The sequence below is a fragment of the Curtobacterium sp. MCBA15_009 genome (assembly GCF_001864895.1).
Taxonomy (GTDB): Bacteria; Actinomycetota; Actinomycetes; order Actinomycetales; family Microbacteriaceae; genus Curtobacterium.
This window is the reverse complement of record NZ_MJGO01000037.1, coordinates 631,971-651,332: the sequence shown is the minus strand read 5'-3', so window position 1 is coordinate 651,332 and position 19,362 is coordinate 631,971. Positions and strand designations below refer to the sequence as shown.

Annotated in this window: 20 protein-coding genes; 12 read left to right on the top strand and 8 right to left on the bottom strand. The window is 72.8% G+C overall.

Annotation, left to right across the window (positions count from 1 at the left end):
* Window positions 1-3: 3 nt before the first annotated feature.
* From BIU97_RS11555 to BIU97_RS11540, 4 genes are all read right to left on the bottom strand, one after another.
* Window positions 4-882, bottom strand: a complete 879-nt coding sequence (locus tag BIU97_RS11555; protein WP_441294394.1) for an SMP-30/gluconolactonase/LRE family protein — start codon at window positions 880-882, stop codon at window positions 4-6.
* A 37-nt stretch (window positions 883-919) separates the two neighbouring features.
* Window positions 920-1,540: a DedA family protein gene (locus BIU97_RS11550; RefSeq protein ID WP_071254239.1), complete on the bottom strand. Its 621-nt coding sequence runs from the start codon at window positions 1,538-1,540 to the stop codon at window positions 920-922.
* A 68-nt stretch (window positions 1,541-1,608) separates the two neighbouring features.
* Window positions 1,609-2,268 carry a FadR/GntR family transcriptional regulator gene (locus BIU97_RS11545; protein WP_071297695.1) on the bottom strand — a complete coding sequence of 220 codons (660 nt, stop codon included), beginning with the start codon at window positions 2,266-2,268 and terminating at the stop codon, window positions 1,609-1,611.
* A complete protein-coding gene (locus tag BIU97_RS11540; protein WP_071254243.1) occupies window positions 2,265-2,987 on the bottom strand; it encodes an SDR family oxidoreductase in 723 nt (240 codons plus the stop codon). The genes BIU97_RS11545 and BIU97_RS11540 overlap by 4 nt, the downstream gene beginning before the upstream one ends.
* Before the next feature lie 45 nt (window positions 2,988-3,032).
* On the opposite strand from BIU97_RS11540, the gene BIU97_RS11535 reads away from it, so the two are divergent.
* From BIU97_RS11535 to BIU97_RS11505, 7 genes are all read left to right on the top strand, one after another.
* Complete coding sequence (locus tag BIU97_RS11535; RefSeq protein WP_071297694.1) at window positions 3,033-3,782, top strand: SDR family NAD(P)-dependent oxidoreductase; 750 nt, start codon at window positions 3,033-3,035, stop codon at window positions 3,780-3,782.
* A 128-nt stretch (window positions 3,783-3,910) separates the two neighbouring features.
* Window positions 3,911-6,823: a Na+/H+ antiporter subunit A gene (locus tag BIU97_RS11530; protein WP_071254247.1), complete on the top strand. Its 2,913-nt coding sequence runs from the start codon at window positions 3,911-3,913 to the stop codon at window positions 6,821-6,823.
* Entirely contained in the window at window positions 6,820-7,230 is a 411-nt protein-coding gene (locus tag BIU97_RS11525; protein ID WP_071254249.1) for a Na(+)/H(+) antiporter subunit C, read from the top strand. The genes BIU97_RS11530 and BIU97_RS11525 overlap by 4 nt, the downstream gene beginning before the upstream one ends.
* Complete coding sequence (locus tag BIU97_RS11520; RefSeq protein ID WP_071297693.1) at window positions 7,227-8,978, top strand: Na+/H+ antiporter subunit D; 1,752 nt, start codon at window positions 7,227-7,229, stop codon at window positions 8,976-8,978. Before BIU97_RS11525 ends, BIU97_RS11520 begins: the two co-directional genes overlap by 4 nt.
* Window positions 8,975-9,556 carry a Na+/H+ antiporter subunit E gene (locus BIU97_RS11515; protein WP_071254253.1) on the top strand — a complete coding sequence of 194 codons (582 nt, stop codon included), beginning with the start codon at window positions 8,975-8,977 and terminating at the stop codon, window positions 9,554-9,556. The genes BIU97_RS11520 and BIU97_RS11515 overlap by 4 nt, the downstream gene beginning before the upstream one ends.
* Window positions 9,553-9,906, top strand: a complete 354-nt coding sequence (locus BIU97_RS11510; protein ID WP_071254255.1) for a hypothetical protein — start codon at window positions 9,553-9,555, stop codon at window positions 9,904-9,906. Before BIU97_RS11515 ends, BIU97_RS11510 begins: the two co-directional genes overlap by 4 nt.
* Window positions 9,903-10,256, top strand: a complete 354-nt coding sequence (locus BIU97_RS11505; RefSeq protein ID WP_111042026.1) for a cation:proton antiporter — start codon at window positions 9,903-9,905, stop codon at window positions 10,254-10,256. The genes BIU97_RS11510 and BIU97_RS11505 overlap by 4 nt, the downstream gene beginning before the upstream one ends.
* A 4-nt stretch (window positions 10,257-10,260) precedes the next feature.
* Here the strand turns inward: BIU97_RS11505 and BIU97_RS11500 are convergent, their stop codons facing one another.
* Window positions 10,261-11,496: an MFS transporter gene (locus tag BIU97_RS11500; RefSeq protein WP_071297692.1), complete on the bottom strand. Its 1,236-nt coding sequence runs from the start codon at window positions 11,494-11,496 to the stop codon at window positions 10,261-10,263.
* Between the two features lie 217 nt (window positions 11,497-11,713).
* Entirely contained in the window at window positions 11,714-12,757 is a 1,044-nt protein-coding gene (gene mgrA / locus BIU97_RS11495) for an L-glyceraldehyde 3-phosphate reductase (RefSeq protein WP_071297691.1), read from the bottom strand.
* Between the two features lie 88 nt (window positions 12,758-12,845).
* On the opposite strand from mgrA, the gene BIU97_RS11490 reads away from it, so the two are divergent.
* The 3 genes from BIU97_RS11490 to soxR all read left to right on the top strand — a co-directional run bounded on the left by BIU97_RS11490 (window position 12,846) and on the right by soxR (window position 14,955).
* Window positions 12,846-13,298 carry an iron chaperone gene (locus BIU97_RS11490; protein ID WP_071297690.1) on the top strand — a complete coding sequence of 151 codons (453 nt, stop codon included), beginning with the start codon at window positions 12,846-12,848 and terminating at the stop codon, window positions 13,296-13,298.
* A 64-nt stretch (window positions 13,299-13,362) separates the two neighbouring features.
* Entirely contained in the window at window positions 13,363-14,412 is a 1,050-nt protein-coding gene (locus tag BIU97_RS11485; protein WP_254782965.1) for a YdcF family protein, read from the top strand.
* A 21-nt stretch (window positions 14,413-14,433) separates the two neighbouring features.
* On the top strand, window positions 14,434-14,955 hold the full coding sequence (gene soxR, locus BIU97_RS11480) for a redox-sensitive transcriptional activator SoxR (protein WP_071297689.1): 522 nt from the start codon (window positions 14,434-14,436) through the stop codon (window positions 14,953-14,955).
* 70 nt (window positions 14,956-15,025) lie between these two features.
* Here the strand turns inward: soxR and BIU97_RS11475 are convergent, their stop codons facing one another.
* On the bottom strand, window positions 15,026-15,757 hold the full coding sequence (locus BIU97_RS11475) for a phosphatase PAP2 family protein (protein ID WP_071297688.1): 732 nt from the start codon (window positions 15,755-15,757) through the stop codon (window positions 15,026-15,028).
* An 88-nt stretch (window positions 15,758-15,845) separates the two neighbouring features.
* On the opposite strand from BIU97_RS11475, the gene poxB reads away from it, so the two are divergent.
* A complete protein-coding gene (gene poxB, locus BIU97_RS11470; protein WP_071297687.1) occupies window positions 15,846-17,570 on the top strand; it encodes a ubiquinone-dependent pyruvate dehydrogenase in 1,725 nt (574 codons plus the stop codon).
* A gap of 126 nt (window positions 17,571-17,696) precedes the next feature.
* Here poxB and BIU97_RS11465 read toward each other — a convergent pair whose 3' ends face one another.
* The gene (locus tag BIU97_RS11465) at window positions 17,697-18,380 is read right to left on the bottom strand and encodes an SDR family NAD(P)-dependent oxidoreductase (RefSeq protein ID WP_071257898.1); all 684 of its coding nucleotides are present in this window, start codon (window positions 18,378-18,380) and stop codon (window positions 17,697-17,699) included.
* A gap of 101 nt (window positions 18,381-18,481) precedes the next feature.
* Between BIU97_RS11465 and BIU97_RS11460 the strand changes: the two genes are divergently transcribed.
* Window positions 18,482-19,324 (top strand): helix-turn-helix transcriptional regulator, encoded by an 843-nt coding sequence (locus BIU97_RS11460; protein WP_071297686.1) that lies wholly within the window; start codon window positions 18,482-18,484, stop codon window positions 19,322-19,324.
* The last annotated feature ends 38 nt before the right edge of the window (window positions 19,325-19,362 follow it).

Genomic DNA, 19,362 nt, shown 5'->3' with positions numbered 1-19,362 from the left:
GGCTCAGGATACGGCAGCGTCCCGCGTCGTCGTCGCGATCCGGTACACCGACGTCGTCGACGTCAGGAAGAGCGTGGTGCCGTCGTCGCCGCCGAAGCACAGGTTCGCCGTCACCTCGGGCACCGCGATCGCACCGATCCGCGAGCCCGTCGGGTCGAACACGACGACCCCCGTGGCCGCCGACGACCACACGTTGCCGTGCACGTCGACGCGGATGCCATCCGGCACCCCCTCGCCCGGCTCGAGGCGCGCGAACACCCGGCCGTTCTTCAGCAGGTCGCCGCGGTCACCCCTGCGGTCGTACGCCCGGATGACCGGTTCGTCGCCGTCCGAGCTGGCGACGTAGAGCACCCGCTCGTCGGGGTCGAACGCCAGCCCGTTCGGCTGGTCGACGTCGGTCGCGACGGGTCGCAGGTCCTGGCCCTCTGGTCCGCAGCGGAAGAGCCAGTGGTCGCCGTACTCGCGCGCGCCCGGGTGCCCCTCGCGCGGCTGCGTGATGCCGTACGCCGGGTCGGTGAACCACACGCTGCCGTCCCGCGCCACGACGACGTCGTTCGGCGAGTTCAGCCGGACGCCGGCCCAGGCATCGACGATCGACGTCACGACCCCGTCGCGGTCGCGCTCGACGCGTCGACGGCCGTGCGAACACTGCACGACGCTGCCGTCCCGGTCGGCGGTGCGGCCGTTGGTGAACTCGACGTGCTCGGCGTACACCGAGGTCTCCCCCGAGTCCGCGTGCCACTGCAGGATGCGGTCGCCGGGGATGTCCGACCACCGCAGGGTGCGGCTCGCGGCGATCCAGCAGGGCCCCTCGGCCCAGGTGCTGCCGGTGGCGATGCGCTCGAGCGCGTCGGGGTCGGGCACGAGGTCGTCCAGCAGCACGGGTTCTCCTTCGAACGGGCTGCCCACCTTACGGTCGTCAGACCGCGGCCGCCGCCTCGCTGCGCCGTCGCACGGCCTTCTCGATCGCGGAGATCCCGAACCCGAGCAGGATCGACGCCACGACCGCCAGGACCGTCACGAGGAAGGGCTCGTCGCGGCTCCAGCGTCCGGTGGCCGCGGCGATGCCGACGCAGTACGCGGCCCACACGACGTCGGCGAGCACGCAGCTGACCAAGAAGCGCCGGACGTCGAGCCCGCTGTCCGCGCCGACCAGGTTCGTCGTGAGCCGCCCCATCGGGATGAAGCGCCCGAGGACCGCGATGCGACCGGGAGCGGCGCGGTACCGGCCGTCGATGGCGTCGCGGGCCTTCCGGACCTTCGGCCGCGAGAACCACGACCGCGAGCCGAGGTCGACCGTCCGTGCCAGGTGGAACAGGCCGAGGTCGCCGAGCACCATGCCGATCGAGGCCGCGACGACGAGGAGGAGCACCGCCAGGATCCCGCCGTCACCGCCCACCAGGAGCGTGCCGATCGCGACGACCAGTGCCTGGCTGGGCAGGAAGACCGCGACGCTGCCGACGGCGAGCACGAGGCCGACGACGAGGAACGCCCACGGGGTGCCGACGAGCTGGACCACCAGGTCCTGTGCTGCGTCCACGACTCCGCCTCTCACGGGCGTCGGGAGGACGCGCCGACCCCCATCCTCGCAGGTCGGCGGCGCTCCGCTCACGTGCGGTCGACGATCGCCCGCATCGTCGAGGCCGCCTCGTCGGGGCGACCGCCGACGACGGCACCGGCGAGTGCGAGGTGGAGGCCGACGTCGTGCCGGTCCGGGCGGATGCTCCCGCGCTCGCGCAGCACCTGGCCGACGACCTGGTGCAGCCGTCGGTACAGCGCGTTGCCGGACAGGTCGAGCACGAGCGAGTGGAACCGCACGTCCGCGATCACGAAGCCGACGCGGTCGTCGCGGGTCGCGGCGGCGGCGAGCTCGTCCGCGGTGGTGCGGAGGGCCTCCCGTCGGTCCGCGCACTCGTCGAGCGCTGCACGCCGGGCTGCTGCGGCAGCGGCGACGGGTTCGACCGCCGCACGCAGCTCGCGGAGCTCGACCGCCACGCGGTCGCCGTCGGGACCCCGCAGACGCCACCGCACCACGCGCGGGTCCAGGACGTCCCAGTGCCGCACGCCGAGGACGGTCACGCCGACCCGGCGCCGTGCGGTGAGCAGGCCGAGGCCGACGAGGACGCGGACGGCCTCGCGGACGATGCTGCGGCTGGCCCCGGTCCAGACCACCAGGTCGTCGATGCTCCGACGGCTGCCCACGGCGACGGCGCCGGAGACGACGGCGGCACCGATCTGGTCGAGCACCCGGTCGAAGGTGCTCGTCACCGCTGCGAGACCGGCGAGAGCACGAGCTCGTCGATGCGCACGTGCGCCGGCACCCCGAGCACGAAGGCGACCGTCCGCCCGACGTCCTCCGGCTGGAGCATGCGCCGCCGGGCAGCCGCGTCGGGGACCTCCGGGCGCTGGTCGAGGAAGTCGGTCGCGACGTCACCCGGGCACAGGTGCGTGGCACGCACGCCGTGCTCGGCCTCCTGCTGGTTGAGCGTCCGGACGACCGACGCGAGCGCGGACTTGCTCGCCGAGTACGCGACACCCGCCCCCGGCTGGAAGGACCACCCGGCGTACGACGACACGACCACGACCACGCCACCGGCCGCGCGGAGTGCCGGCAGCGCGGCGTCCACCATCGTGACGACGGCGGTGAGGTTCGTGTCCACGATCGCGCGGAAGTCGGTGAGCGACTGGTCGTCCCACCGGCGTCGCGGGGCGTTGCGCCCGGCCGCCAGCACGAGCCCGTCGAGCCGCCCGTGCCGCTCGAGCACGGTGTCCCGCGCGGCTGCGACGGCGTCGGGGTCGTTCGCGTCGAGGGGCAGGACCTCCGCGGTGCCACCGGTGTCCCGGATGGCACCTGCCACCTGCTCGAGCCGGTCGACACGGCGCCCGCTGAGCACCACGGACCAGCCGTCACGTGCCGCTGCCTCGGCACTCGCGGCCCCCATGCCGCTGCCCCCACCCGTGACCCAGAGCACACGCTGATCCGTCATGCTCGAATAGTATGCCTATTCGAGGCACCGACGACGGGAGCAACGATGCACCTCGACCTGACCGACCGCGTGGTGGTCGTGACCGGAGCAGCACGCGGGATCGGGCGGACGCTCGCCGACCGCTTCGTCGCGGAGGGCTGCCGCGTCGTCGCCCTCGACCTGGGCTTCGAGCCCGACTTCCCGCTCGACCACGTCGTGTGCAACGTCGCCGACCCGGCGTCCGCCCGCGCCGCCGTCGACGAGGTCGTCGCTCGCCACGGCACCATCGACGTGCTCGTGAACAACGCCGGCATCAACGTCGAGGGCACCGTCGCCGAGCTGCAGTGGGACGCCTGGCGCCGCTGCATGGACGTCAACCTCGGCGGCACGTTCCTCATGAGCCAGGCCGTCGCGCCGGTGATGCAGGCGGCCGGCCGCGGTCGGATCGTCAACGCCGCCTCGTTCGCGGCGATCGTGCCCAGCGTCGGGAGCGCTGCCTACGCGGCGTCGAAGGCCGCCGTCGTCTCGTTCACCCGGGTGCTCGCGTCGGAGCTCGGCCCGTGGGGGATCACCGTGAACGCCTACGCACCGGGCATGGTGCCGACGGCGATGAACGGCTTCGCGACGATGCCGGCCGAGGCGCAGGACCGCCTGCTCGACACGTTGTCCCTGCGCCGGTGGGAGACCGCCGACGACGTCGCCGACCTGCTCGTCTTCGTGGCGAGCGACGCCTCCGGGTACATCACCGGCACCCTGCTCGACGTCTCCGGCGGCAAGCTGGCGACGCAGATCCCGTCGCGCGCGCACGGTCGCTGAGGGCTCGGGTCGTCGCGTCGACCGGGCGCGGCCCGCCTGTCCGGTCGCACAGGTTCTCCACATGGCGCTCTTCGTAAGCTGTGAGGGCCCAGTGAGCCGGACTCCAGCCCGACCCGAGGAGGTGCCCGATGGTCCCCATCCTCATCGTGTTCGCGATCGTCGCCCTGATCGTCCCCGCCCTGACCCCCGTCCTCGGCCGCCGCGTCTTCTTCGTCGCCGCCGTCGCGCCCGCCGCGGCCGCGGTGCTGACGATCGCGCAGACCGACGCGGCCCTGCACGACGGCGTCGTCGAACGCCACCGGTGGGTGCCGCAACTCGACCTCGAGATCGCCCTGCGGATGGACGCCCTGTCGTGGGTGCTCGCGCTCGTGGTGTCGGTCGTCGGGGCCCTCGTGCTCGTCTACTGCGCGTCGTACTTCGGTCGCGACGAACCCGGGACCGGCCGGTTCGCCGGGGTCCTCACGGCATTCGCCGGGTCGATGTACGGCCTGGTCGTCGCCGACGACGTCATCGTCCTGTTCGTGCTGTGGGAGGCCACGACGGTCTTCTCGTACCTGCTCATCGGGCACGACGCCGACAAGCGGGCGAGCCGCGCCGCCGCCATGCAGGCGCTCGTGGTCACGACGGCCGGTGGTCTCGCGATGCTCGCCGGCCTCGTCATGCTCTCCGTCGCGGCGGGCACGACCTCGCTGTCCGGCATCATCGCCGCGCCGCCGACCGGCGCGATGGTGTCGGTGTCGGTGGTCCTCGTGCTGCTCGGCGCACTCACGAAGTCGGCGATCGTGCCGTTCCACTTCTGGCTCCCCGCTGCGATGGCCGCCCCGACCCCGGTCAGCGCGTACCTGCACGCCGCCGCCATGGTGAAGGCCGGCATCTACCTGGTGGCCCGGCTCGCCCCGGCGTTCGCGCTGCTCGGCGGCTGGCGCGAGACCATCACCGTGCTCGGGGTGCTCGGCATGCTCGTCGGCGGCTACCGCGCACTCCGGCAGACCGACCTCAAGCTCCTGCTCGCCTACGGCACCGTGGCCCAGCTCGGCTTCCTCGTGCTCGCCGCCGGGTGGGGCACCCCCGCGGTCGCGCTCGGCGGTGTCGCGCTGCTCGTGGCGCACGCGGCGTTCAAGTCGACGCTCTTCCTGGTGGTCGGCGCGATCGACCACACCACCGGCACCCGTGACCTCGGGCGCCTGAGCGGGCTCGGCCGGAAGCGGCCGTGGCTCGCCGTCGTCGCCGTGCTCGCCCTGGTCTCGATGGCGGGCATCCCGCCGACGATCGGCTTCGTCGCGAAGGAGGCCGTGCTCACCGGCTTCGTCGAGTCCCTGCACGGTCCCGACGCCGGGTGGGCGTGGATCGCGCTCGTCGGCGTGACGGTCGGCTCGGTGCTCACCGTGGCGTACTCGCTGCGCTTCCTCTGGGGCGCGTTCGCCCGCAAGGACGGCGTCGCCGAGACCGAGCCGCACGCCCTGCACGGCCTCGGGGTCGTGCCGTCCGTCCTCGCGCTCACCGGGCTCGCACTCGGCCTGCTCACCCCGGTGGTCGCGCACGGCATCGAGCCCGCCGCGACCGCCGCCGCGCTGCCCGGCGAGGCCGTCCCGCACCTGGCGCTCTGGCACGGTCTCGAACCGGCACTCGGCCTGTCCGCCGTGACACTGGTCGGCGGCACCGCCCTGTTCCTGCTGCGCCGTCGGGTCGAGGCGCTCCAGCACCGGCTGGCGGGGTCCCCGAGCGCCGCCGGCACGTACCGGCGACTCATGCGCGGACTCGACCGGCTCGCGACGGGCATCACCGCCGGGCTGCAGCGGGGGTCCCTGCCGTACTACCTCACCGTCATCCTGTCGGTGTTCGTCGCCGGGGCGCTCGTCAACCTGGTGGTCGGCGGCCCGTGGGCGTTCCACGTCCGGTTCGCCGACTCGTGGGGCCAGGTCCCCGTCGTGCTCGTGATGGCCTTCGCCGCGATCGCCGTGCTCACCGCGAAGACCCGGTTCGCCGCCGCCGTCCTGGTCGGCGTGACCGGATACGGCATGTCCGTGCTCTTCGTCCTGCACGGCGCGGTCGACCTCGCACTCACGCAGCTCGTCGTCGAGACCGTCACGCTCATCGCCTTCGTCCTGGTGCTCCGGCGCCTGCCCCCGCGGATCGCGACGACCAACCCGTCGCGCTTCCGCGTCGCACGCGCGCTGTTCGCCGGGCTCGCCGGCCTCACCCTGGCGGTCGTCGTCGTCGTCGCGGCGTCTGCCCGCACGGCCGACCCGATCTGGCCCGACCTGCCGGCGCTCACGAGCTCGTTCGGCCACGGCCTGAACGTCGTCAACGTCGCCCTGGTCGACCTGCGCGGCTGGGACACCCTCGGCGAGCTGACCGTCGTCGTCGCCGCGGCCACCGGCGTCGCGAGCCTGATCTTCGTGAACTCCCGCGAGGACACCCTGCCCCGACTGCGCGACCTGCCCGAGAAGCTGACCGCCGACGGCCGCCGCGCCGACGGCGAGCCCCGGGCCTGGCTGCCGACGAGCGCCGCGATCCCGACCGGTCGCTCCGCCCTGCTCGACGTGGTGGTCCGCCTGCTGTTCCACGGCCTCATCGTGCTGTCGGTGTACCTGCTGTTCGCCGGGCACAACGCGGCCGGCGGCGGCTTCGCCGGCGGTCTCGTCGCGGGCATCGCCCTGGCCGCCCGCTACCTGGCCGGCGGCCCGGCGGAGCTCGGCGCGGCCGCCCCGGTACGCGCCGGTCGACTGCTCGGCCTCGGTGTCGCGACGGCGGCGATCACCGCGATCGTCCCGCTGTTCTTCGGCCGCGAGGCCCTGTACTCCGAGTTCTTCGAGGCCACCGTCCCCGTGCTCGGCCACGTCGAGTTCGTCACCGCGACGTTCTTCGACATCGGCGTCTACCTGGTCGTCGTCGGCCTGGTCCTCGACGTGCTGCGCAGCCTCGGCGCCGAGGTCGACCGGCAGCGCCTCGAGGACGCCTCGACGTCGGTCCGCGACACCACCGAGGAGTCCGCGCAGGACAACCTGCAGGCCCCCACCCCCGAAGGGAGCGCGACGTGACCGTCACCCTCGTCCTCGTCATCGCGATGGCCGTGCTCTTCTCGTGCGGCGTGTACCTGCTGCTCGAACGGTCCCTGACCCGGATGCTGCTCGGCTTCCTGCTGCTCGGCAACGCGCTCAACCTGCTGCTGCTCGTGATGTCCGGCGCCGCGGGCGACCCGCCCGTGGGCAAGTCCGCCGACGGCATCACCGACCCGCTCCCCCAGGCGTTCGCCCTCACCGCCATCGTGATCACCTTCGCCGTGAGCGCGTTCCTGCTCGCGCTCATCCACCGCTCGTGGCAACTGTCCCGCGCCGACGAGGTCGAGGTCGACGAGGCCGACGTCGCGATCGGCCGTGACCGCGACGAACCGGCCGACGAGGACCCGGAGACCACCACCGACGCCGAACAGGAGACGACCCGATGACCTGGCTCGCCCCGCTCCTCGTCCTCGTCCCGTTGCTCGGCGCCGCGGTCGCACTCGGACTCCTGCGCCACCAGAAGCTGCAGCGCGCGATCACCGTCGTGGTGCTCGTCGTCGCCCTGGCCGTCGCCGCGACGCTCATGGTGCTCGTCGACCGGCACGGCACGATCGTCGTGCAGGTCGGCGGCTGGGACGCCCCGTACGGCATCTCGCTCGTGGTCGACCGGCTGAGCGCCCTGCTGCTGACCGTCAGCGCGAGCGTGCTGCTGCTCGTCCTGCTGTTCTCGATCGGGCAGGGCCTGGCCGCGGACGACGAGGACGCCCCGGTCACGATCTTCTACCCGACGTACCTCGTGCTCGCCGCCGGCGTGCTCGACTCCTTCATCGCCGGCGACCTGTTCAACCTCTACGTCGCGTTCGAGATGCTGCTCGTGGCGAGCTACGTGCTCATCACCCTCGGCGGCAGCGAGCAGCGCGTCCGGGCCGGGACGACGTACATCGTGACGAGCCTCATCGCGTCGGCGATCTTCCTCGCCGCCATCGGCCTGGTCTACGGCGCGACCGGCACCGTCAACATCGCGCAGATCAGCGAGCGGGTCGCCGACCTGCCCGAGCACGTGCAGCTGCTCCTGCACACGATGCTGCTCATCGGGTTCGGGATCAAGGCGGCGGTGTTCCCGCTCGCCTTCTGGCTGCCCGACTCGTACCCGACGGCACCGGCACCGGTCACCGCGGTCTTCGCGGGCCTGCTCACGAAGGTCGGCATCTACGCGATCATCCGGCTCGAGACGGTGATCTTCCCCGGCTCGCAGCTCAACAACGTGCTGCTCGTGGTGGCGGTGCTCACGATGGTGGTCGGGGTGCTCGGCGCCGTCTCGCAGACCGACGTGAAACGGCTGCTGTCGTTCACCCTGATCAGCCACATCGGCTTCATGGTGATGGGCGTCGGCCTCGGCACCGTGGCGGGCACCGCCGCCGCCGTGTTCTACACCGTGCACCACATCGTCGTGCAGACCACGCTGTTCCTGGTCTCCGGGCTGATGGAACGCGTCGGCGGGACCACCTCGACCCGGTCGCTCGGCGGCTTGCTGAAGGCGGCGCCCCTGCTCGCGGCGCTCTACCTCATCCCAGCGTTCAACCTCGGAGGCATCCCGCCGTTCTCCGGGTTCATCGGCAAGCTCGGACTGTTCCGCGCGGCCGCCCAGGACGGCTCGCCGATGGCGTACGTCACGATCGCGGCGGGCGTGCTGACGTCCCTGCTCACCCTGTACGCGCTGATGCGCGTGTGGGACGCCGCCTTCTGGCGGCCGAAGCCCGCGGCCGAGGCCGCGGCCCCGCACGTCACCACCGCCGAACCGCACGCCGCCCTGCGGTCGCCGGAACCCGCCCCCCTGACCGTCTCCGAGGAGACGGGCGAGGCCTTCCACCCGGGAGGCTCGGTGACGGTCACCGACGCACCCCACGCGAGCCGCGCCTCTCCCATCCGGCACGGCCGCTCCGCCGCTGACGCGTCGGACCGGAACCGGCGGACGGGGCCCAGTCCGACCACCGGGTCGACCGAGACGGTCGGCGAGGCACCGACGAAGGTCCGACTGCCCCGCATGCTCGTCGGCGTGACGACCGTCGCGGTGCTCGGGTCCGTCGCCCTGACCGTCGTCGCGGGTCCGCTCTACGGCTACGCGACCCGCGCAGCGGAGTCGCTCGAGTCGCCGGACCGCTACGTGCAGGCCGTGCTCGGAGGTGACCGATGACCGACGTCCGTCGCATCTCGAACGCCCGCCGCATCGCGGTGGCGTGGCGCTACGACGTGCCGCTCGTGGCCGGGCTCACCGTGCTGTGGGCGCTGCTGTGGGGGTCGTGGACGCCGCTCACGCTGCTCTGCGGGCTGGTCGTGGCGCTCCTCGCCACGCAGGCGCTGCCGCTGCCACCGGTACCGCTGTCGACGCGGTTCTCGATCGTGCACGCGCTGCGGTTCCTCGTGGTGTGGACCGGGCTCGTCGTCGTCGCGTCGTTCCGGGTGGCCTGGGTGGCCGTCCGACCGCGCGGGGTCCGGCGCAGCTCCATCGTGCTCGTGCAGCTGCACACCACGGCGGAGATGACGTTCACGCTGGCGACCCTCGCGATCGCCCTGGTGCCGGGCTCGTACGTCGCCGACGTCGACCTGCGCCGCCGGCGCCTGCTGCTGCACGTCATCGACACCGACCGCGACGAGCAGGTCGAGGCCGCCCGCGCGGAGGCGCTCGGCATCGAGACGCTCGTCATCCGTGCGCTCGGGTCGAAGCAGGACGTGTCCGAACTGTCCGGGCCCCGACCGGAGGTCACCCGATGAGCGCCGCCGTCGTCGTCATGGGGATCGGCATCGCGCTCGTCCTCGCCCTGCTCGGAGCGGCACTCGCCCTCGCCGTGTACCGGATCGTGCGCGGGCCGACCATCCTGGACCGGATGATCGGCTCGGACATGGTCCTGACGACCGTGCTCGTGGTGATCGCGGCCGCGATGGTGGTCCGCCGTGACCTGACCGGCATCCCGGTGCTCGTCGTCATCGCGGCGACGAGCGTCTTCGCGACCATCGCCGTCGCCCGGGCCGTCACCCCGTCGTCCGACCCGTCCGACGAGGGGCTCACCGTCACCACCCCCGAGCGCGCCGAGGAACCCGCGGCGGAACAGGAGCAGTCGTGACCGAGATCATCGAGGCGTACCTCGACGGTGCCGGCGTGCGGGCGTGGATCGCACTCGGGCTGCTGCTCGTCGGCGCGGTGCTGTCGCTCGGCGCCGGGATCGGCATCGTGCGCTTCCCCGACCCGCTCGTCCGGCTGCACGCCATGGCGAAGCCGCAGGTGCTCGGCCTGGCGCTGTCACTCGCGGCGATCGTCGTCGCGGTCGGGACCTGGACGGCGTTCTGGCTCGTGCTGCCGATCATGGTGTTCCAGCTGTTCCTGGTGCCGGTGTCGACGCACATGATCGCCCGCGCCGGGCTCCGGTCGAACGACTACCGGCACGAGGACCTGCTGGTCGACGACACCGAGTGACGGCTCAGGCCGCGGTGCGCCGCGGCAGGAGCAGGTTCGCCACCGCCGCCAGCACGACGACCGCCGCCGCGACCGCCGGCACGGCCATCGCCGTCGTGGCACCGTGCTGCTCGGCGAGGTCGCCGGTCACGGCCGAGGCGATCGACTGCCCGACGATGACGGCCGACCCGAGGATCGTCATGGTCGTCGCCGAGCGGCCGACCGGCGAGCGGTCCGACCCGAGGCTGTACTGCGCGACGAGCGTGGGGCCAATGCCGACGCCCATGACCGCGAGCACGATGCCGGCGGCGACGACCGAGTCGGCCTGCGAGAACGCGATCGCGCCGCCGAGCAGCACGACGCCGAACACGAGCCAGCGCCAGCCGAGCCCGAACGCCTGCGGGAACGCCGCCGACCCGAGCGCGAGCCCCGCCGAGCCGATGCCCATCAGGCCGTAGAGGAGCCCGGCCTGCGAGGCCTGCCCGTGGACCTCCATGAAGGCGGTCAGGGCGGTCAGGGTCGAGCCGAAGAACAGCCCGACGCCGAGGATCCCGACGACGACCACGACGAGCCGGGGCCGCAGGAGCTGGCGTGCCGGTGCCTGGGTCGTCTGCTGCTCGCGGCCGAGCACCAGGCGCCCGGTCGGGTGCAGCGCGAAGGCCGTCACGAACACGAAGGTCAGGACCGACGCCCCGGCGACCGCGACCCAGGGGGCGATCGCGCTGGCGAGGATGCCGACCAGGAACGGTCCGATGATGAAGACGGTCTCGTCGGCGGCCGACTCGTACGCCATCGTGCCGCTGAGGGTCTTCTCGTGTCGTTCGGGCCGCATGCGCTGCCGGATGATCGCGACGAGCCGGGTGCGGGACATCGGCGCGACCTGCGGCGCGGACGCGCCGATGCAGAACGCCGTCGCGAGCACGGCGAGGTCGGGCGCGCTGCCGCTGACGACGAAGGGGAACGCCCCGAGGAGCGCCGCGTTCACCAGGCCGACGGGGACGAGCACGGCCCGCTGGCCGAACCGGTCGGCCGCGGCGCCGACCAGCGGCCCGAAGACCGCGGCACCGATGCCGACGGAGGCGGAGTTCACCCCGCCGAGCGCCACCGAGTCACGGGCGGCGACGACGAGCGTCAGGACGCCGACGACCATCATGGCGAACGGCAGCCGGGCGATGAACGCCACCGGGAAGTACCACCGGCCGGCGAGGGAGACGAGCGAGGGGGCGGCGGCGGGGGCCGCGTCGGGGCGTGTCTGGAGCATCGGGTCGTGCCTTCTCGGCCCGTCCCGGTTCGGCGGAGGCGGACCCATCGGGTGCCGCCGTTGTCCGCCGGGGTGCCGGCGTCCGGTAGGTACACACTGCGTGTTCTGAACTGCGCCCATCGTACCAACCGGACCGGTCACGGTGCGTCGGCAGCGGTGGACGGACGGGAGGCCCGTGGCGGCGCCGCCACGGGCCTCCCGTCCGCTGCGCCACCGGTCAGGAGACCTCGCCGGCGCGCGCCCCCGCCCACAGGTCGACGTCGGCGATGCCGACGGTGTGCTCGTCGATGGTGCGGAGCTCCGCGTCGGTGAACGTGGTGTTCGACAGCGCGGCGACGTTGTCCTCGAGCTGGGACACCTTCGACGCCCCGATCACGAGCGAGGTCACGCGCTCGTCGCGGAGCGCCCAGGCCAGGGCGAGCTGCGCGAGGGACTGCCCGCGGGCGGCCGCGACGTCGTTCAGGGCACGGAGGTGCTCGACGACCTCGGGCGTGATGCTCGACGCGTCGAGGGACTTGCCCGCTGCCGCACGGGAGTCGTCGGGTACGCCGTCCAGGTACTTGCCGGTGAGCAGCCCCTGCGCCAGCGCGGTGAAGCCGATGACGCCGAAGCCGAGCTCGCCGGCGGCGTCGAGCAGCCCCTCGGTCTCGATCCAGCGGTTGAGCATCGAGTACGAGGGCTGGTGGATGAGCAGCGGCGTGCCGAGGTCGCGCAGGATCTCGACGGCCTGGCGGCTGCGCTCGGCGTCGTACGACGAGATCCCGACGTACAGCGCCTTGCCCTGCTGCACGGCGGTGTGCAGGGCGCCCATGGTCTCCTCGAGCGGGGTCGACGCGTCGAGTCGGTGCGAGTAGAAGACGTCGACGTAGTCCAGGCCGGTGCGCTGCAGCGACTGGTCGAGCGAGGCGAGCACGTACTTGCGCGACCCGCCGCCCTGGCCGTACGGGCCGGGCCACATGTCCCAGCCGGCCTTCGTCGAGACGATCATCTCGTCGCGGTAGGGCCGGAAGTCCTCACGCATCAAGCGACCGAAGTTGACCTCGGCGGCGCCGTAGGGCGGCCCGTAGTTGTTCGCGAGGTCGTGGTGGGTGATGCCGAGGTCGAACGCCCGGCGGCTGATGGCGCGCTGGGTCTCGAAGGGCACGTCGTCCCCGAAGTTGTGCCAGTACCCGAGGGAGAGCAGCGGCAGGTCGAGGCCCGAGCGGCCGGTGCGGCGGTACGTCATCGAGTCGTAGCGGTCGTCGCTGGCGATGTAGGTCATGGTCCGAGCCTGCCACCAGCGCGCCAGACGAACGCCGTGGCCGGACACGGGTGCATCATCGAGGCACCGGTGGACGAGGGAGCAGACCATGGCAGGGACGACGACCGACCCGACGTTCTCGGACGACGAGCGCGCGGCGATGCGGGAGCACGCCGCCGAGGTGCAGCGTTCCCGGAGCACGAAGGGCACCAGGGCCGAGAAGGCCGCGGCGGCGGCGCAGGCCGTGCGGGACGCGATCGCCGGGATGCCCGAGCCGGACCGCGCGTTGGCCGAGCGGATCAGCCGCATCGCGCTCGAGACCGCTCCCGGGCTCACGTCGAAGCTCTGGTACGGGATGCCGGCGTGGGCGGAGGACGGCAAGGTCGTGTTCTTCTTCCAGGGCGCTGCGAAGTTCGGCGCCCGGTACGCGACGCTCGGGTTCCAGGACCCGGCCGCGCTCGACGACGGCTCGATGTGGCCGACCGCGTACGCGATCACGCCGGCGTTCTCCGACGACGACGCGACGAGGGTCGCGGCCCTGATCCGGCGCGCGGTCGGCTGACGGCGGGGAGGGCCGTCACCGGGCGCCGGTACCGTGGCTGCATGACCGACCCCCGTGCGACCGCGTGCTGACCGCGCTCGGCCCGGCGCCGATCATCGCCGTCGTCTTCCTGCTGCTCTACGTGTCCTGCCGTCGGCACGATCCGCGGATGCTCCGGAACGGGGTGTTCCTGACGGCTGCGGCGTTCTTCGCCCTGGTCACCGTCGTGTCCGCGCTCACGCTCGTGGTGCCCGGCTTCGGGTTCGTCGTCGCGTTCGGGTTGCTCCTCGTGCCCCTGGCCGTCGTGGCCCTCGGTGTCGCGCTCATCGCCAACGGTGTCCAGATGCTCCGTGCCGAGGGGCGGAGCCTCGGCAACATGCTCTCGCTCGTCGCCGGGGTGCTCGTCTTCGTGCTGCCCGCGATCGCCGTCGCCCTGTTCGTCAGCACCCGCAGCGGCGCATCCTCGCCCTGGAACGCGATCGGTGTCGCGCTCGCGGTGCTCATGGTGTTCGTGTGCGGGTACTTCGCGGTCGCCCTGGTGGCGTTCGCGGTCTACTCCGTGGTCTACGGCCGGATGCGGCACGGCCTGACCCCCGACGCGATCGTCGTGCTCGGCTCCGGGCTGGTCCGGGGCGAGGTGCCGCCCCTGCTCCGCAGCCGGCTCGACCGCGGGCTCGGCATCTACCGCGCCGAGCGGGCGGCGGGCCGGCGGCCGGTGCTCATCCCCTCCGGCGGGCAGGGCGACGACGAGCCCCGGCCCGAGGGCGCGGCGATGGCCGAGTACCTGCTCGCGAACGGCGCCGAGGAACAGGACGTGCTGCCCGAGACCGCGTCGCGGAACACCCGCGAGAACCTGGCGTACTCGCGGGCCGTGCAGACCGAGGCGGGCCGTGACGGGCAGGTCGTCGTGGTGACGAACGACTACCACGTGCTCCGCGCCGCGACCCTGGCCCGGCGGCTCGACCTGCCGGCGCAGGTCGTCGGGGCACGCACGGCCGCCTACTACGTGCCGAGTGCGTTCCTGCGCGAGTTCGTCGCCGTGGTCGTCGCGCACCGGTGGCTCAACGTGCTGGCGTGCGCGCCGTTCGTGCTGTTCACGGCGTTCCTGCTCTGGGAGTCGTTCCAGCAGCGGTGACCGCGCCGTAGGATCTCGACCATGGTCGAGATCCAGCAGCCACGACCGACCGACCTGCTGCCGATCGGCGAGATCGTCCGGCGCACCGGCGTCGCCGCGTCGGCCCTGCACTTCTACGAGCGCAAGGGCCTGATCCGGCCCGAGCGCACGGACGGCGGCACCCGCATGTACCCGCGGCACGTCGAGCGCCGCATCGCGATCATCCAGGTGGCCAAGCGGCTCGGCATCCCGCTCAGCGAGGTCGCGGAGCAGTTCGCGGCCCTGCCCGACGACCGGATGCCCTCGCTGCGGGACTGGGACCGGCTGAACGAGCGGTGGCGCGCACGGCTGCGGGCCCGGCAGCTCGAGCTCGAGCGGTTGCAGCAGGAGATGACGCAGTGCATCGGGTGCGGGTGCGTCTCGCTCGGGGCCTGCTCGGTGGTGAACCCCGGCGACGCGCTCGGTGACGAGGGGCACGGGGCGCGGCGACTGCTGCCGATCGACGACGAGCTGGCCGCGGACGCGGACGCGGGCGCCGAGGCCGAGGGGCTGTTCCGCGCGTAGGAGGTCGTTCCGCGCGTGGAGGGATCTTCCGCGCGTAGGAGGGCAGAACTTCCGGCCTCCTACGCGCGATTCATCCCCCTACGCGCGATTCATCCCCAGCCCGCCCCGGCCGCAGGAACGGGATCCTCGGCATGAGCCAGTCCACCCACGCCACCCGCACCCCGGGCGCCACGGCGAGCGCCCAGAGGATCGAGGCCGCAGCGTCGGTCGGGTAGTGCACGGCGTCGATGGACACCGCGAAGAACACGACGACGATCGCGACCACCCCGAGGGTGAGCACCAGGCGGTGCCACCGGGTCTCTCGGAGCAGCCAGATCAGGGCGAGCACGAACGCGGTGATGTAGACGGTGTGGCCGCTCGGGTAGCCGGGGTCTGGCTGCACCGGGAACGGGTGCGGCAGCACCGAGACGTCCGGGCGGGCGCGGTGCACAATCTCCTTCACGACGGCGGAGGGTACCCACGTGATCGCGATCGTGCCGCCGAAGGCCAGGGCCGGGCGCAGGTCGCGGGTGCGCCACCAGATCACCGCGACGACGACGACCGTGATGCCGATCGCGGGTGCCGGGCTGATGACGTGGTAGACCGCGTCGCTGAAGCCGCCGACGAACCCGGTGTGCAGCGCGTTGAGGGCCTTCGACAGCCCGAGGTCGACCGTGCCGAGCGCGAACCCGACGAGGGTGATGACGACGACGGCGATGACCGCGATGGCGACCGAGACGAGCGGGTAGGGCGAGCGTTCGAGGATCCCGGGCAGCGCGGGCTCCGGTCGGCGGGAGCGGAGGAGCGGCGCGTCGTCGGTCATCCGACCATCGTCCCAGTGCCGACTGCGACCCGTTCCGTCGGGCCGTGTGAAAGCACTCAGCGCAGGTGCTCCCGAGTAGACAGGGGGCATGCCAACTGTTGCCGAGAACATCGTCGCCACCCTCCGCGCCAACGACGTCACGCGCGTCTACGGCCTGCCGGGGGACTCCCTCAACGGGTTCACGGACGCCCTGCGCAAGGACGGCACGATCCGGTGGGAGCACGTGCGGCACGAGGAGGCAGCCGCCTTCGCCGCTTCCGGCGAGGCCGGCCTGACCGGGGAGCTCGCGGTCTGCGCGGGCAGCTGCGGCCCCGGCAACCTGCACCTGGTCAACGGCCTCTACGACGCGAACCGCTCCCGCGTGCCGGTGCTGGCGATCGCGGCGCACATCCCGACGGCGGAGATCGGTACCGGCTACTTCCAGGAGACCCACCCGCAGGAGCTGTTCCGCGAGTGCTCGGTGTACGTCGAGTACGTCGCCGACCCGGTGCAGATGCCCCGCCTGCTCGAGATCGCGATGCGCGAGGCCGTCGAGAAGCGCGGCGTCGCGGTGCTCGTGATCCCGGGCGACGTGCTGCTCGCAGAGGCGAAGAGCGACCGCGTCACCCGGGTCGAGCGCACCGAGCCGCGCATCGTGCCGAGCGACGCCGAGCTGCAGCGCACCGCCGACCTGCTCAACGGCGCCGACAAGATCACGATCCTGGCCGGAGCCGGCGTCGCCGGTGCACACGACGAGGTCGTTGCGCTGGCCGAGCGCCTGCAGGCCCCGATCGTGCACGCGATGCGCGGCAAGGAGTACATCGAGTACGACAACCCGTACGACGTCGGCATGACCGGGCTGCTCGGCTTCTCGTCCGGGTACCGCGCCATGGAGGATGCCGACGTCGTGCTCATGCTCGGCACCGACTTCCCGTACCCGCAGTTCTTCCCCGAGCACGCGAAGCACGTGCAGGTCGACATCCGCGGTTCGCAGCTCGGCCGGCGGCACCCGGTCGACATCGGCCTGGTCGGGACCGTCAAGGACACCGCCCTCGCGCTCATCCCCCTGCTGACCGGTTCGCACCCGACGAAGCACCTCGAGGACTCCCTGAAGCACTACCGGAAGACCCGCGAGAAGCTCGACGACCTCGCCGTCCCCGCCGGCAGGAAGAAGCCGCTGCACCCGCAGTACGTCACGCGCGTGCTCGACCGGATCGCCGCCGAGGACGCCGTCTTCATCCCCGACGTCGGCTCCCCCGTCGTGTGGGCGTCGCGCTACCTGACGATGAACGGCAAGCGCCGGCTCATCGGCTCGTTCTGGCACGGCTCGATGGCGAACGCGGTCTCGCAGGCGATCGGCGCGCAGACGGCGTTCCCGGACCGGCAGGTCATCGCGATGGCCGGTGACGGCGGGCTGACGATGCTCCTCGGCGAGCTCGTCACGATCGTGCAGAACAAGCTGCCGGTGAAGATCGTCGTGTTCGACAACTCGTCGCTCAACTTCGTCGAGCTCGAGATGAAGGCTGCCGGCTTCGTGAACTACGGCACCGAGCTGCAGAACCCGGACTTCGCCGCCGTCGCCGAGGCGATCGGCATCAAGGGCTTCCGGGTCGACGTGTCCGACGACCTCGAAGACGCGATGGCCGCCGCGCTCGCGCACGACGGCCCCGCGCTCGTGTCCGTCCGCGCGAACCGTCAGGAGCTCTCGATGCCCCCGGCCGTCACGCTCGAGCAGGCGAAGGGCTTCACGCTCTACGCCATCCGCACGGTGCTGTCGGGTCGCGGCGACGAGCTGCTGGACCTCGCGTCGACGAACGCGCGCCAGCTGCTGTAGACGCGACCGGACGACGGACGGGAGGCGCGGTGCCAGCTGGCACCGCGCCTCCCCCCACCAACACGGCCGGTACGCCGTTGGCGCGTCGTCCCGGAACCGGCGCCGTGGGCCCAGTCCGTCGCGGCGTCACCACCCGAGCGGCTGGCCGTCCTCCAGGAACACGCCGGTCGGGCCCTCGGGGCCGGCGCTCGCGGCGGCCGCGATCGTGGCTGCGCTCACCTCGACGGGGCGACCGTGCGGGTTCGGCATGCCACCGAACTCGGTGGCCGTGTAGCCGGGCTCGACCGCGACGAAGTGCACCTCGGGCGCGATCTTCGCGTACTGCACCGTCAGCATCGAGACGGCCGCCTTCGAGGCGCCGTAGACGACCGCCGGCACGGTGAACGCGGGCTTCGACGGGTCATGGGTGGCCTCGAACGAGCCGAGCGCGCTCGACAGGTTCACCACGATCGGGTTCGCCGAGCGGCGCAGGAGCGGCAGCGCGGCCTCGGTCGCGCGGATCGTGCCGACGGCGTTCGTGTCGAACACGTCGAGCGCCTGGGGGCCGTCCTGTCCCCACACGGCGATGCCGGCGTTGTTCACGAGCACGTCGAGGCCGCCGTTCGCGGCGACGTGGGCGAAGGCCGCGGCGACCGAGTCGTCGTCGCGGACGTCGAGCTGCACGGAGCGGGCGCCGATCTCGGCGGCGACCGCCGCTCCCTGCTCGGCATCGCGGGCGCCGATCCAGACCGTGTGCCCGGCATCGACGAGCTGGCGGGCGGTTTCCTTGCCGAGGCCGCGGGTGGCCCCGGTGATGAGTGTCGTTGTCATGGCCCCAGCGTCGCCCTCGTGCCGTCGGGCAGGGAGTCGCCCGGTTGTCGTAGGACCGGCAGGGCCAGGACCAGGTCGCTCGTCGCGCGCAGACTGGAGGCATGGCGGACACGGACTTCGGGCACACCCTGCGGCGGCTGCGCGACCACGTCACCCCGGCCGCCGCGGGCGTCGTCGTCGGGCCGCGTCGGCGAGCGGCGGGCCTGCGGCGAGAGGAACTCGCAGGCCTGGCGGGGATCTCCGCCGACTACCTGACCCGGCTCGAGCAGGGCCGGGCGACCTCGCCGTCGGCGCAGGTCGTCGAGGCGCTCGTCCGGGCGCTCCGCGTCGCCGACGCCGACCGCGCGCTGCTCTACCGGCTCGCCGGGCACGCCGTCCCCGGCGCCGACGTCGTGCCGACACGGATCCCGCCGAGCGTGCAGCGGCTGCTCGACCGGCTGGCGGACACCCCCGTCGCGGTGCTCGACGCCGCCGGCAACCTGCTCGTCGCGAACGCTCCGTACGACGCACTCATGGGACCGATCGCCGCACTCCGCGGCCACGAGCGGAACACCACCTGGCGGCACCTCGTCGGCTCCGGCAGCCGCGCCGTGCACACACCCGACGAACAGGCCGCGTTCGAGGAGACCCTGGTCGCCGGCCTCCGGATGACCGCGGCCCGCTACCCGCTCGACCGGCAGCTGCAGCAGCTCGTGCGCGACCTGCGGGCGGCCAGCCCCCGGTTCGTCGACCTGTGGGACTCGGGCGCGACCGCCCTGGGCGGGACCGCCCGCCGGAAGGTGATCGACCACCCGGACGTCGGGCTGATCACCCTGGACTGCGACACCCTGGTCGTCGGGCCGGAGGACCTGCGGATCCTCGCCTACACGGCCGAGCCGGGGACGGCCGACGCGGAGCGGCTGGCCCTCGCGGTGGTGGTGGGGGCGCAGGCGTTGGCGGGGTGAGGCGCACGACTGAGGTCGTGCGGTCGTGCGGTCGTGGT